Raw genomic sequence first — 12,712 nt, forward strand, 5'->3', positions numbered from 1 at the left:
TTTCCCCCGTTGATGGCGAACCATTGCCGGGCCCGATGCGGTCGGTTCGTTTCGGACGTATGACGTTTGCATCGCGGTTTTGCGACATGGCTCATCCGAGCCGCACAAACCGCCGTCTGTACCCCCTCATGGTACAAGCCGCTCCATCCGACGGCCGAAAGCTACCAGGAACTTATCAGCTTAACCCAAGTTGTAGGACCATAACGGCCCTTTGGCCCGCATCCCTGCAACCACGGCAATCCGCCCGGCTGCCTCCGTCGCCCGTCGCGCCGGACCGGTGGTCGTGCGACCGGAGTAACGTATGAACACCCATGAATGGCACGGTGGCGCCCGCTATGTCGGCGGCAAGGTTGAGAAAGCGGTCGGCGACGTGGCCGACAGCCGCGAGTGGCAGGCGGACGGCATCGTCGATCAGGTCGCCGGTGCCGCCGAGAACCTCTACGGCCGCGCCCAGGAGAAGGTCGGCGATGTGGCCGATGCGATCCCGCCGCTCGCCGACAAGGCACGCGAGGCGCTGACCGATGCCGGCCACCGCGCGGGCGAGGCGGCACAGCACGGCCGCGCCGTCGCGGCACGCAGCCTCGACGATCACCCGGCGGTCTGGGCGGCGCTTGCCGCCGCCGCGGCCGGCTATGCGCTCGGCTGGCTGGTCCACGGCCGCCACGGGTGAGCGACGCGCGCCCGGCGATGTCGACGCTGCCCAAAAGCCTGCGCGCGACCAGCGACCTGCGTCACCTGCGCCAGATCATCGCCGGGCTCGACGAGGGCGTGATCCTGATCGACCCCGACCAGAGCCTGCTCTGGGCGAATGATGCGGCCTTGGCGATGCACGGCGTCGAACGGCTCGACCAACTGGGCGAGACGGTCGACGATTATCGTGCGCGGTTCCGCCTGCGCTATCGCAACAACCACCGCCTTGCCGCCGACGATTATCCGATCGAGCGCGTCGTCGCCGGCGAGGCCTTCTCCGAGGTCGTCGTCGAGGTGACGGTGGCGGGCGAGGAGGAGGCGCGCTGGGTCCATCAGGTGCGCAGCCTGGTGCTCAACGACGCCGACGAGGACGCGCCCACCTGTGTCGTGATGATCATACAGGACGTCACCGCGCGCTACGAGGCGGAGGAGCGGTTCGAACAGTCGTTCAACGCCAATCCGGCGCCCGCGGTGATCTGCCGCCTCGCCGACCTGCGCTTCGTCAAGGTCAACCAGGGGTTCCTCGAGATGCTCGGCGTCGAGCGCGAGGCGGTGCTCGGCCGCACCGTCTACGACATCGACGTGCTGCACGCGGCGAGCGACCGCGACCTCGCCAAGCAGCGGCTCGGCGAGGGGCGGACGATCCCGCAGATGGAGGCCGAGCTGCAGCTTCCCGGCGGCGGCACGCGGCTGGTGATCGTCGCCGGCCAGCCGATCGAGCTCGACGATCAGCCGTGCATGCTGTTCACCTTCGCCGACCTCGAGCCGCGGCGCCGCACCGAAGCGGCGCTGCGCCACAGCGAGGAACGCTTCACCCGCACCTTCCAGCTCGCCCCCGTCGCGATGGCGATCGGCGCGCGCGACGGCCATGTACTGTGCGAGATCAACGCGAGCTTTGCGGCGCTCACCGGCTATGAGGCCGAGGCGATCGTCGGCCAATCGCTCGCCGACCTCGGCCTGTGGGCGGACGAGACGGTGCGCGCCGGCGTCGAGGCGGCGCTCGCCGCCGGCGGCGACCTGCGCAACCACGAAGCGCGCATCACCACGCAGGACGGCCATCCGATCGACTGCGTCGTGTCGAGCGAGACGATCACCGTCGGCGAGGCGACCTGCCTGCTCTGGGCGTTCCAGGACATCACCCGTCGCAAGGCGACCGAACTCGAACTGGTCGAGGCGATCGAGGCGGTGATGAAGGATACGAGCTGGTTCAGTCGCTCGATCATGGACAAGCTCGCCCGGCTGCGCGCACCGCAGGCCAACAGCGACGGCCCCGGCCTCGACGCGCTCACCGCGCGCGAGCGCGAGGTGCTGGCGCTGATCTGCCGCGGGCTCGACGACAAGAGCATCGCTCGGACGCTCGACGTCTCGGGCAATACGGTGCGCAACCATGTCGCGCGGATCTACGCCAAGATCGGCGTCAACCGCCGCACCGCCGCCGCCGCCTGGGCACGCGCGCGCGGCTTCGACGACGGCGCGATCGCGCTGCAGCCGGGACGCGGCGGATGAGCAAGCCCCCCGTCAAGGCCACGACCCGCGCCGCCAAGGGCGCGGCGCGCGAGACGATCGGCAAGTTGCTCGGCGACGATGCCGCGGTGCGCAAGGGACGCGCCGAGCAGCGCGACCGGCCTGATCCGACCGATCCCAAAGATCCAGAATAACCACAGGAGTATATATGGCTTTACATGCGACGGCCGGGACGTTCCCGGCCGATCAGGCGGGGGTGCGCGGCAAGCGTCTGTCGTGGGGGGCGGTGTTCGCCGGGGTGGTCATCGCGATCGCGGTGCAGCTCGTGCTCGGCATCCTCGGCACCGGCATCGGTCTGGCGATGGTCGACCCGGTCGAGGGGACGACGCCCGGCGCCGCCGGCTTCGGCATCGGCGCGGGGATCTATTGGCTGATCACCACGGTGATCGCGCTCGGGGCCGGCGGCTATGCGGCGGCGCGCGTCAGCAGCGCGCACGACCGGTTCGATGCGCTCGTCCACGGCCTCACCGTCTGGGGCGTGACGCTGATCCTGACGCTGTATCTGCTCACTTCGGCGGTCGGCGGCATCATCGGCGGCGCCTTCCGCACCGTCGGCGCGGTCGCCGGCGCGGCGGGCAGCGGCATCAGCGCCGCCGCACCGCGCGCCGCGCAGATCGCCGGCGTCGACGCGGGCGATGTCCGTGACGAAGCCTCCGCCTATCTGTCGAACGCGCCGGCCGACCCGGCGCAGATGACGCCCGAGCAGGCGCAGAAGGAAATCGCCAAGCAATTGCCGGCGATGGCCCGCGGCGGCAGCGACGGCGCTCAGGCCGAAGCGCGCGTCGTCGACATCGTCGCCGCGCAGCGCAAGATCAGCCGCCCCGAGGCGCAGGCGCAGGTCAGCCGCGCCAAGGCCGATGTCGTCCGCACCAAGACGCAGGCGATCGCCACCGCCAAGCAGGCGACCGACGCCGCCGCCGGCGCCGCGTCGCGCACCTCCTTCCTCCTCGTGCTGGCGCTGGTGATCGGTGCCGGTGCCGCCGGTTTCGGCGCCACCGCGGCAGCCCGCCGCCGGGGCTGAAAAGTCGAGGCGGGTCGGGCGTATCGCGATCCGCCGCCGGTAAGGCGTACCTAGTAAGCGCGTATTTCGCGCCGTCGTCGCCGGGCCCCCTCCGCCCGGCGCCGGCGGCGCGGCTTGCCTTCTGGCCGTGCCGCCCCCATCTATGTGTCTCGAACAGTCGCATATCGACGGACCGACCCGGCCTGACGCCGTGCCGCTCGCCCTTCCCTGCCTCTCCTTTCCGCTGACGAGGTACCCGATGTCGAGCGACGCCACATTCTTCCGCAAACAGGCCGTGCAGGAGCGCAGCAACGCCTCCGAGGCTGATCTTGCCAACGTCCGCGACCGGTGCGAGCGCGCCGCCCGCTCATGGGAGGCGATGGCCGCCCGCGCCGAGCGCACCGAGGCGATGCGCGACCAGCGCGCCGCCGCGACCCGCGCCGCCAGCGTGCTCGCCGAAACCGACGATCCGGTCGCCACCCAGGCGTGAGGCCGCTTCGTGCCGCGCCGCTGCAGGGGGCAGCGGCGGCGCACGCCACGCTGACCCGGGGCGCGACCTTCCTCGCCGCGCTCGCCGACCGGCCGATGCTGGCAGGGCACTGGCCCGATGGCGCCGCGGCGCGACCGCGGGCGCGCTTCGTCGCCAATTGCCTGCGCGAACTCGACCGGTTCCTCCACACGCTGCTCGACGAGCTGGGCAGCTCGGCGGGGCAGAGGGTCGATCGCGAGCAGCGCAACACCGCCAACAAGCTGCGCGACTATGGCGGCCCTGCGCTGACCGCGGGTGCCGACCGCCTGCGGCTGCTCGCGCTCGGCCGGTCGAGCGCCTGTCTGATCCATTGCAACGGACTGGTCCGCCGCCCCGACGTAGCGGGTGGCGACGGGATGACGGCCGGCTGGCGCGGCACCGCGGGCGAGACGTTGCGCCGCTATCCGCTCGGCGACCGCCTCGCCCCCGGTCCCGCCGAATTGCGCGACGTCTGCCGCTTCTACGAGCGGCTCGGCAACGGGCTGATGCGGGGCGCGCGCGACGATGCGATCCTCCTGCCGCGGCCGCTGCAGCCCTATCTGCCGCAGCGCGACCATGAGGCGGTCGTCAAGCCCGTCCGTCTTGCCGGCCCCGCGCGGATCTCCGCCGGCGTATTGGAAGAGACGCTGCGGCCCGGCGACCGTATCTAGCTCAACCGACGGGGTCGCCTCCATCCGCGCTCCACCCGCAGGCGCCCCAACCTACCTTTACCCGCGACGATCAATTCTTTCGTCGCATGCGCCCGTCGCCACCCCTACATGCCCGCGATGAACAGGACGCTCGCGCAATGACCCGCCCCCCGTTCGGTGTGCAGGTTTTCATCGGCATGGCCATCGGCCTCGCGCTCGGCTTCGTCGCGCGCCGCTATGACCTGGCCGGTCTCGCCGAGGGGCTGAAGATCGTTGGCGACATCTTCGTCCAGTTGCTCAAAGCGCTGGTCGTGCCGCTCGTCTTCACCGCAATCGTCGCGTCGATCGCGGCGTTGCGCGATCTGCACAATGCCGCGCGGCTCGTCGCCGGCACCTTCCTGTGGTTCGGCCTATCGGCGCTGATCGCGGTCAGCATCGGCCTGACGCTCGGCACCCTGCTCCAGCCGGGCGCGCATGCCGGGGTCAGCGCCGCGGCGGCGGTGCGGCCGGATACCGCGGGATCGTGGCTCGATTTCCTGCGCGGCCTGGTTCCCGCCAATATCTTCGGCCTCGAAGCCTCGACCCGGCTCACCGACGGCGTGGCGAAGACCGGCCTGTCGTTCAACGTCCTCCAGCTGATCGTCGTCGCGATCGCGATCGGCGTCGCCGCGGTGCGCAGCGGTGAGGCGGGCGCCCCCTTCCTCGCGTTCAACGCTTCGGCGCTGGCGATCTTCCGCCGCATCCTGCGCTGGGTCGTCCGCCTCACCCCGATCGGCACCGGTGCGCTGCTCGGCAGCGCGATCGTCCGCTACGGCTGGCAATCGCTGTCGGCGCTCGGCACCTTCGCGATCGCCATCTACCTCGGCCTCGCGCTGGTGCTCGGCGTCGTCTATCCGCTGCTGCTGCTCGCCAACGGGATCAGCCCGCGGCGGTTCTTCGCCACCGCCTGGCCGGCGATCCAGCTCGGCTTCGTCTCGCGCTCGTCGATCGCGACGCTGCCGGTGACCGAGCAGGTGGTCGAGCGGCTCGGCGTCGCGCGCAGCTATGCCGCCTTTGCGGTGCCGTTCGCCGCGACGACCAAGATGGACGGCTGCGCCGCGGTCTATCCGGCGGTGGCGGCGCTCTTCGTCGCGCAATATTACAACATCCCGCTGCACGGGGTCGATTATCTGCTGATCGTGCTGGTCTCGGTGCTCGGCTCGGCGGCGACCGCGGGGCTGACCGGCGCGCTGGTGATGCTGACGCTGACGCTGTCGACGCTCGGCCTGCCGCTCGAAGGCGCCGGGCTGCTGCTGGCGATCGACCCGATCCTCGACATGGGCCGTACCGCGGTCAATGTCGCGGGGCAGGCGCTGATTCCGACGATCGTCGCCAAGCGGCAGGGGCTGCTCGGGGGGACGCTGGTCGAGGCGGAGCCGGCGTTCGCCTGAGGGCCGTCGGCCGGCGGGGACGTGGCGATCGGCGCGCGCGCCGGCTTGCGGCTTCCGAGACGCTAGGCTTCCGCAGAACCGAGACTAATCGAAAGTCGACGCTCATCCTCACCGCACCACCCCGGCGCAGGCCGGGGTCCAGTTGGGTGGAGCTTTGTCAAGACTAACGAATGTGTCCCAACTGGGCCCCGGCCTCCGCCGGGGTGGTCAGTAGGGTCTGGCATCGGCGTATCGGCTCGCCGCTGGCTCGATACTTCGCCCGACCGATGTCACATGCCGACGGCTTCGCCCGCCGCGAGCGGTGCGAAGCGCGCCACCTGCCGGCCGATCAGGCCGAGCTGCTCGACCACCGCGGGGTCGCTGGCGCCGCCCTCGGCGTCGAACTTGGTGACCTGTGTGTTGATCGCCGCGGCGAACGGCGTCGGCCAGCCGCGCAGCGCGTGGACGATCGAGCGCAGCGCCGCGATCGTCGATCCGGTCGCCTGCCAGCCATAAGCGGTGGCGATCAGCCCGACCGGCATGTCGGCGAGATACGGCCGCGCGTCCCGGGCGGTCTCCTCGAGCAGGTCGAGCGCGTTCTTGACCACGCCCGAGATGCTGCCGTGATAGCCCGGGCTGGCGATGATCACCGCCGATGCCTGCCGCACCGCATCGACGAACGCCTCCTCGTCGGCGGTGCGCTGCGTCGCGCGCGGGTCGTAGAGCGGCAGCCGCGCCATGTCGGCGCCCCCGAACATCCGCGTGCGGAAGCCTTCGCGCTCGGCGGCATCGAGCGCGATGCGCAACGCGCGCTCGGTCGACGAGACGCCGCCGATGGTACCGCCGATGCCGACGACGAGCGGAGAGGAGGCGGAATCGACCATGGCCGCTGCGATAGCGCGGCTCGACGGACGGCGCCAGCCAAGGTAGACCGCTCCGCCCGATCCGCCCCGCGCTTGCCACCGCCGCTTTAGGATAGTAATACACCTCATGGCCGACCGCTGGGACGAGCCGATGCGCCAAGACTCTACCCGCCGCAGCGCGATCGGCCAACGCTATCTGCTCGACGATGACCGCCCGCACGACGCGCGCTTCTCCGGGCGTTTCGACGATTTCGTCGCGCCGGGCGATCCGGCGGGCGAGCCGCCGCCGCCGCGCCGGCCGCGCAACCTCGGCCGCTGGATCGTCCGCGGCCTCGGCGTCGGCATCATCCTGCTCGTCATCGCGATCGGCTGGCTGGCGATCACCGCGCCGCTCAGCAAGTCGCTGCAACCGCCGACGCCGCCGTCGATCACGCTCACCGCCGACGACGGCACGCCGATTGCGCGGCGCGGCGCGATCATTGGCGCGCCGGTCGATGCGGCGAAGCTGCCCGCGCACGTCACCGACGCCTTCCTGGCGATCGAGGACCGCCGCTTCCGCTCGCATTGGGGGATCGACCCGCGCGGCATCCTGCGCGCCTTCGTCCACAACGTCGGCTCGGGCGGGGTGCGCGAGGGCGGCAGCACGATCACCCAGCAGCTCGCCAAGAACGCCTTCCTCGATTCGGACCGCACCGCCGCGCGCAAGATCCGCGAAGTGATGATCTCCTTCTGGCTCGAAGCGTGGCTGAGCAAGGACGAGATCCTGTCGCGCTACCTGTCGAACGTCTATTTCGGCGACAACGTCTATGGCCTGCGCGCCGCGTCGAAACATTATTTCGGGCGCGAGCCGGACAAGATGAACATCGGCCAGGCGGCGATGCTCGCCGGCCTCGTCAAGGCGCCGTCGCGGCTCGCGCCGACCGGCAATCTCGAGGGCGCGCGCAAGCGCGAGATGCTGGTGGTCAAGGCGATGGCCGACGCCGGCTTCATCACCAAGGCGGAAGCCGCGGGCGTCGAGCCGCAACGCGTCCTCGCCAGCCGTCCGGAGCAATTGCCGAGCGGTACCTATTTCGCCGATTGGGTGCTGCCCGACGCGCGCGACCAGGCCGGCGAGATCAAGACCGAGGCGACGGTCAAGACGACGCTCGACCGCCGCCTGCAGAACACCGCCGAGCGCGTCGTCCGCCAGGCCGGGCTGCGGCAGGCGCAGGTGGCGATCGTCGCGATGCGGCGGGACGGCCGCGTCGTCGCGATGGTCGGCGGCAAGAACTACGCGAAGAGCCCGTTCAATCGCGCCACGCAGGCGCGCCGCCAGCCGGGCTCGACCTTCAAGCTGTTCGTCTATCTCGCCGCGATGCGCGCCGGCATGACCCCCGACACGATGGCCGACGACAGCCGCGTCGAGATCGCCGGCTGGAAGCCCAAGAACGACGACAACCGCTATCTCGGCCAGATCCCGCTGCGCCGCGCCTTCGCCCGGTCGAGCAACGTCGTCGCGGCGCGGCTGACGCAGGAGGTCGGCGTGCGCAACGTCATCAAGGCGGCGCGCGACCTCGGCATCTCGACGCCGATCCCCAATGAGGCGACGATCGGGCTCGGCACCGCCGAGGTCTCGCTGCTCGAACTCACCGCCGCCTACGCCGCGGTCGCCAACGGCAGCTATCCGGTCCATCCGCGCGGGCTGGAGGACAGCGGCGCGAGCAAGAGCTGGCTGCAATCGCTGACCGGCGGCCCGCGCCGCATGCCCGACGGCATCCGCGACCATATGCTCGACCTGCTCGGCGCGTCGCTGCGCGGCACCGGCCGCGCCGCGGTGCTGACGCTGCCCGCCTATGGCAAGACGGGGACATCGCAGCAGAGCCGCGACGCCTGGTTCATCGGCTTCGCCGGCGATCTGGTCGTCGGCGTCTGGGTCGGCAACGACGACAGCTCGCCCAATGCCGGGCTGCACGGTGGCGGCATCCCCGCGCAGATGTGGCGCCAGTTCATGGTCTCCGCGCTCAACATCGCGCCGGTGGTGACGCCGGTGGTGGTCGAGGAGAATGCGATGGACCCCGATGCGGTGGTCGGCCCCGAGGAGGGGATCGAGGCGCCGACCGGCGATCTGCCGATTCCCGAGGGGACGATCGACGGGCTCGGCATGCAGATGAAGCTCGGCCGCGACGGCAGCATCAGCATCGCGCCCAGCCGCGACCGCGGTCCGCCGCCGCCCGACGCCCCGCCGCCGCGCGATCGACGCGGAGAGGATGACGGCGAGGAGTAGCGCCCTGCCATCGCCGCCGCGGCTGCGCTAGACGGACGCCACGATGGCGCAGCGACGCTCCCCTTCCCGCGCCCGGCGGCGCCGTCAGGACCTGACGAGCGAACGCTGGCTGCTGCTGCTCGGCGTCGTCGCGGTGGTGGCGGTCGTCGCCGGCTCGATCGGGCCGTGGCCGTTCGCCGCGCCGCCGGCGCCGCGCACCGCAAGGCCGCTCACCATGGCGGAGGCGCGGGCCTCCAACGCCGCGGTGCCGATCGACGCCAGCCGCCGGCTGCGCGCCCTGCCCTATCGCTTCCAGGGCGGCGCGGCGGCGCGCGAACAGGCCGCCGAATGCCTCGCCACCGCCGCGCTCTACGAGGCGGGCGACGACGCCCGCGGCCAGCAGGCGGTGATCCAGGTGATCCTCAATCGCGTCCGCGCGCCGGGTTTCCCCAAGACGATCTGCGGCGTCGTCTATCAGGGTTCGGATCGCGTCACCGGCTGTCAATTCTCCTTCACCTGCGACGGGTCGATCGCGCGCCGGCCGATCCACCTCGGCTGGGGCGCGGCGCGGCGGGCGGCGCGGGCGGCGCTGCGCGGCCGGGTGTTCGCGCCGGTCGGCCGCGCGACGCATTACCATACCGAGTGGATGGTGCCCTATTGGCGCGACACGTTGGTCAAGGTCGCCCGGGTCCGCTCGCATGTGTTCTACGTGCGGCATTAACCGAAGCCTTTTCGCCGCCGATCTGGCAACAGGCTCCGACATTTTAAGGAAGAGCCACATGGCAAAACGATTCTGGGCGCAGATCATCGAGATGGACGAGGAGATCGCCGCCGCGAGCATCCCCGGCGTGACCGATCACGAAAGCGCCGCCGATGCGCTGGTCACCGATTTCGTCGGCGCGATGGGCGGCGAGATCACCAGCGGCGCGGTGCGCGTCTGGGTCGAGGGCGGCGCCGCCAAGATCTACGACTGGAGCGCCGAATTCGACATGCCCGAGGATGCCGATCTCGACGGCGACGAGGATATCGAGGTGGAGGGCGAGATCGTCCTCACCGAACGGATGGGGTGAGCGGTCGCGGCGGTTGACGGTGACGGCGCCGCGCCGCAAGACCCTGGGCGATGCGCTTCTTTTCCGACAATGCCGCCCCCGTCCACCCGCGGGTGATGGCGGCGATCGCCGCCGCCGACACGCTCGACACCGCCTATGACGGCGACGCCCGCTCGCGCGCGCTCGACGGGCGCCTGTCCGAGCTGTTCGGTACCGAGGTCGCCGCGCTGTGGGTGCCGACCGGCACCGCGGCGAACTGCCTCGCGCTCGCCGCGCTCTGCCCGCCGCACGGCGCGGTGGTCTGCCATCGCGACGCGCATATCCAGAATGACGAGGGCGGTGCGCCCGAATTCTACACGCACGGCGCCAAATTGTACCTCGCCGACGGCGAGGGTGCCAAGCTTACCCCGGCGGCCATCGCGGCGGTGGTCGACGGCATCGCCAACGACGTCCATCGCGTCCAGCCGCATGCGATCTCGATCACCAACGCCACCGAATATGGCCGCGTCTATTCGCCCGACGAGGTCGCCGCGATCGGCGCGCTCGCGCGCGACCGCGGCCTCGGCCTGCATATGGACGGCGCGCGCTTCGCCAATGCGGTGGCGACGCTCGGCTGCTCGCCCGCCGCGGTGACGTGGCAGGCGGGGGTCGACGCGCTGAGCTTCGGCTTCGTCAAGAACGGCGCGATGAGCGCCGAGCTGCTCGTCTTCTTTCGCCCCTCGCTTGCCGCCGCGACGCTGTACCGCCGCAAGCGCGCCGGGCTGCTGCTCTCCAAGGGCCGCTATCTTGCCGCGCAGGTGCTGGCGATGCTCGAGGACGATCTGTGGCTCGACAACGGCCGCGCCGCCAATGCGCGTGCCGCCGAGCTCGCCGCGGCGGCGGGGGCGCGGCTGGTCCATCCGGTCGAGGCGAACGAGGTGTTCCTCCACGCCACGCCCGAGGAAGCCGCCCGGCTGCGCGCCGCGGGCTTCGACTTCTATGACTGGGCGGCGGGCGAGATCCGGCTGGTCACCGCCTGGGACAGTCCGGCGGATCAGGTCGCGCGGCTCGCCGCGGCGATCGCCGCGCTGTGACGCAGGCCCCGCCGCGCTCGACGCGCGCGGCGATCCTGGTGCCGTTCGCCCTCGTCACGCTGATCTGGGGATCGACGTGGCTGGTGATCCGCGACCAGATCGCGGTGGTGCCGCCGGGCTGGTCGGTGACCTATCGTTTCCTCGCCGCGAGCGTCGCGATGGCGATGGTGGCATGGTGGCGCGGCGAGCGGGTGACGCTCGACGCCCGCGGCTGGGGCTTTGCCGCGGCGGTCGGCGTGCTGCAATTCTGCCTCAACTTCAACTTCGTCTATCGCGCCGAACAGTACATCACCTCCGGGCTCGTCGCGGTGGTGTTCGCGATCCTGCTGGTGCCGAATGCGCTATTCGCGCGGCTCTTCCTCGGCCAGCGGATGGGCGGCCAGCTGATCGCCGGCTCGGCGGTGGCGATGGCGGGGATCGCGCTGCTGTTCCTGCACGAAGCGCGCGAGGGGCCGACCGGCGCGGCGGCGACGCTCGCCGGCATCGGCTTCACCGCGGTCGCGATCGTCTCCGCCTCGCTCGCCAACGTCTTGCAGGCGACGCAGACCGCTAAACGCTATCCGATGATGGCGACGCTCGCGATGTCGATGCTGATCGGCGCGATCGTCGACGGTCTCGTCGCCTGGACGCTGACCGGGCCGCCGGTGATCGAGACGCGGCCCGGCTATTGGGCGGGAATCGCCTATCTGGCGGTGTTCGGCTCGGCGATCGCCTTCCCGCTCTATTATCGCATCCTGCGCGAGATCGGCCCGGCCAAGGCGGCCTATTCGAGCGTCATCGTCCCGGTGATCGCGATGCTGCTGTCGACGCTGTTCGAAGGCTATCGTTGGTCGCTGCTCGCCGCGGCGGGGGGCGTGCTCGCCGCGATCGGGCTGGTCATCGCATTGAGGGCGCGCAGGCCGAACCGATAATCGGGATAGGCCGGCTGCCAGCCGAGCACGCGCTTCGCCTTGCCGTTGGCGACGCGGCGGTTCTCTGCATAGAAGCCGCGCGCCATCGGTGAAAGCGTGTCGAGCGCGACCAGCGGCGGCGGCGGCAGGCCGAGCAACCGCGCGGCGAAGGTCACGACGTCATCCTGCGCGCACGGCCGGTCGTCGGCGAGATTGTAGGCCCCGGCCGGCGCGTCGCGCGCGGCGAGCACGCCGCTGACGATATCGTCGACATGGACGCGGCTGAACACCTGATCGGCGCGGCCGATGCGATGCGCCTTGCCGCCGGCGACGCGATCGAGCGGCGAGCGCCCCGGACCGTAGATGCCAGGCAGCCGCAGCACGCGGGCGCCGCGCGCCAGCCACGCCGCATCGGCGGCGGCGCGCGCCGTTCGCCGCCCGCGCCCGGTCGGCGCCTGTTCGTCCACCCAAGCCCCCGCCGCATCGCCATAGACGCCGGTCGAGGACAGGTAACCGAGCCAGCGCCCGCCGAGCGCCTCGCCATATCGGCTCAGCACCGGATCGACCTCGCCCGCCGGGGGCACCGAGGAGAGGATATGCGTCGCCGCGCCGATCGCCGCCTGCACCGCCGCCGCATCGTCGAAGCGCAACGTGCCGTCGCGACCGTCGCGCGTCGTGCCGACGCTGGCGCCGGGCCATGAAGCGGCAATCCGCGCGGCGGTGTAACCGAGGCCGAAGATCAGCAGCATCGTGCCTCCATGTGGCTTGAACGGCGGCATTATGTCGCCGTTCCACGATCGCCGCCACCCGCAGG

The 12,712-nt window shown here is 71.2% G+C and carries 14 protein-coding genes; 12 read left to right on the forward strand and 2 right to left on the reverse strand.

Features of this window, described 5'->3' with window-relative positions; translation table 11 throughout:
- Window positions 1-301: 301 nt before the first annotated feature.
- From V8201_RS12865 to V8201_RS12895, 7 genes are all read left to right on the forward strand, one after another.
- Window positions 302-670: a CsbD family protein gene (locus tag V8201_RS12865; protein WP_271299783.1), complete on the forward strand. Its 369-nt coding sequence runs from the start codon at window positions 302-304 to the stop codon at window positions 668-670.
- The gene (locus V8201_RS12870) at window positions 667-2,196 is read left to right on the forward strand and encodes a PAS domain S-box protein (RefSeq protein ID WP_373276481.1); all 1,530 of its coding nucleotides are present in this window, start codon (window positions 667-669) and stop codon (window positions 2,194-2,196) included. Before V8201_RS12865 ends, V8201_RS12870 begins: the two co-directional genes overlap by 4 nt.
- Complete coding sequence (locus V8201_RS12875; RefSeq protein ID WP_336545551.1) at window positions 2,193-2,348, forward strand: CsbD family protein; 156 nt, start codon at window positions 2,193-2,195, stop codon at window positions 2,346-2,348. Before V8201_RS12870 ends, V8201_RS12875 begins: the two co-directional genes overlap by 4 nt.
- A gap of 14 nt (window positions 2,349-2,362) precedes the next feature.
- Window positions 2,363-3,235, forward strand: coding sequence for a hypothetical protein (locus tag V8201_RS12880; RefSeq protein ID WP_336545552.1), 873 nt, complete (start codon window positions 2,363-2,365; stop codon window positions 3,233-3,235).
- Between the two features lie 238 nt (window positions 3,236-3,473).
- A complete protein-coding gene (locus tag V8201_RS12885; protein WP_037536030.1) occupies window positions 3,474-3,704 on the forward strand; it encodes a hypothetical protein in 231 nt (76 codons plus the stop codon).
- On the forward strand, window positions 3,701-4,393 hold the full coding sequence (locus tag V8201_RS12890) for a hypothetical protein (protein ID WP_336545553.1): 693 nt from the start codon (window positions 3,701-3,703) through the stop codon (window positions 4,391-4,393). Before V8201_RS12885 ends, V8201_RS12890 begins: the two co-directional genes overlap by 4 nt.
- Before the next feature lie 137 nt (window positions 4,394-4,530).
- The gene (locus tag V8201_RS12895; RefSeq protein WP_336545554.1) at window positions 4,531-5,802 is read left to right on the forward strand and encodes a dicarboxylate/amino acid:cation symporter; all 1,272 of its coding nucleotides are present in this window, start codon (window positions 4,531-4,533) and stop codon (window positions 5,800-5,802) included.
- 269 nt (window positions 5,803-6,071) lie between these two features.
- Here the strand turns inward: V8201_RS12895 and V8201_RS12900 are convergent, their stop codons facing one another.
- Window positions 6,072-6,665: an NADPH-dependent FMN reductase gene (locus V8201_RS12900; protein WP_271299787.1), complete on the reverse strand. Its 594-nt coding sequence runs from the start codon at window positions 6,663-6,665 to the stop codon at window positions 6,072-6,074.
- Window positions 6,666-6,771: 106 nt separating this feature from the next.
- Here V8201_RS12900 and V8201_RS12905 point away from each other — a divergent pair, with 106 nt between their 5' ends.
- Genes V8201_RS12905 through V8201_RS12925 form a run of 5 tightly spaced genes read left to right on the forward strand, consistent with a single transcriptional unit; the run spans window position 6,772 to window position 11,919 of the window.
- Window positions 6,772-8,907, forward strand: a complete 2,136-nt coding sequence (locus tag V8201_RS12905) for a transglycosylase domain-containing protein (RefSeq protein ID WP_336545555.1) — start codon at window positions 6,772-6,774, stop codon at window positions 8,905-8,907.
- 43 nt (window positions 8,908-8,950) lie between these two features.
- Complete coding sequence (locus tag V8201_RS12910) at window positions 8,951-9,607, forward strand: cell wall hydrolase (RefSeq protein ID WP_336545556.1); 657 nt, start codon at window positions 8,951-8,953, stop codon at window positions 9,605-9,607.
- A 58-nt stretch (window positions 9,608-9,665) separates the two neighbouring features.
- Window positions 9,666-9,956: a hypothetical protein gene (locus tag V8201_RS12915; protein WP_037536021.1), complete on the forward strand. Its 291-nt coding sequence runs from the start codon at window positions 9,666-9,668 to the stop codon at window positions 9,954-9,956.
- A 50-nt stretch (window positions 9,957-10,006) separates the two neighbouring features.
- Complete coding sequence (locus V8201_RS12920; protein ID WP_336545557.1) at window positions 10,007-11,008, forward strand: threonine aldolase family protein; 1,002 nt, start codon at window positions 10,007-10,009, stop codon at window positions 11,006-11,008.
- Complete coding sequence (locus V8201_RS12925) at window positions 11,005-11,919, forward strand: DMT family transporter (protein WP_037536016.1); 915 nt, start codon at window positions 11,005-11,007, stop codon at window positions 11,917-11,919. The genes V8201_RS12920 and V8201_RS12925 overlap by 4 nt, the downstream gene beginning before the upstream one ends.
- Here the strand turns inward: V8201_RS12925 and V8201_RS12930 are convergent.
- Window positions 11,829-12,647, reverse strand: coding sequence for a Rossmann-fold NAD(P)-binding domain-containing protein (locus V8201_RS12930; protein ID WP_336545558.1), 819 nt, complete (start codon window positions 12,645-12,647; stop codon window positions 11,829-11,831). The two genes, V8201_RS12925 and V8201_RS12930, sit on opposite strands and share 91 nt — an antisense overlap.
- Window positions 12,648-12,712: the final 65 nt, after the last annotated feature.

The sequence above is a fragment of the Sphingomonas kyungheensis genome (assembly GCF_037120395.1).
Classification (GTDB): Bacteria; Pseudomonadota; Alphaproteobacteria; order Sphingomonadales; family Sphingomonadaceae; genus Sphingomonas; species Sphingomonas kyungheensis.

Bases quoted from the DNA above. Each gene is read 5' to 3' on its own strand.
- V8201_RS12875 (WP_336545551.1), top strand. From the start codon at position 2,193: ATGAGCAAGCCCCCCGTCAAGGCCACGACCCGCGCCGCCAAGGGCGCG.
- V8201_RS12915 (WP_037536021.1), top strand. From the start codon at position 9,666: ATGGCAAAACGATTCTGGGCGCAGATCATCGAGATGGACGAGGAGATC.
- V8201_RS12895 (WP_336545554.1), top strand. From the start codon at position 4,531: ATGACCCGCCCCCCGTTCGGTGTGCAGGTTTTCATCGGCATGGCCATC.
- V8201_RS12910 (WP_336545556.1), top strand. From the start codon at position 8,951: ATGGCGCAGCGACGCTCCCCTTCCCGCGCCCGGCGGCGCCGTCAGGAC.
- V8201_RS12920 (WP_336545557.1), top strand. From the start codon at position 10,007: ATGCGCTTCTTTTCCGACAATGCCGCCCCCGTCCACCCGCGGGTGATG.
- V8201_RS12930 (WP_336545558.1), bottom strand. From the start codon at position 12,647: ATGCTGCTGATCTTCGGCCTCGGTTACACCGCCGCGCGGATTGCCGCT.
- V8201_RS12885 (WP_037536030.1), top strand. From the start codon at position 3,474: ATGTCGAGCGACGCCACATTCTTCCGCAAACAGGCCGTGCAGGAGCGC.
- V8201_RS12880 (WP_336545552.1), top strand. From the start codon at position 2,363: ATGGCTTTACATGCGACGGCCGGGACGTTCCCGGCCGATCAGGCGGGG.
- V8201_RS12905 (WP_336545555.1), top strand. From the start codon at position 6,772: ATGGCCGACCGCTGGGACGAGCCGATGCGCCAAGACTCTACCCGCCGC.
- V8201_RS12900 (WP_271299787.1), bottom strand. From the start codon at position 6,665: ATGGTCGATTCCGCCTCCTCTCCGCTCGTCGTCGGCATCGGCGGTACC.
- V8201_RS12865 (WP_271299783.1), top strand. From the start codon at position 302: ATGAACACCCATGAATGGCACGGTGGCGCCCGCTATGTCGGCGGCAAG.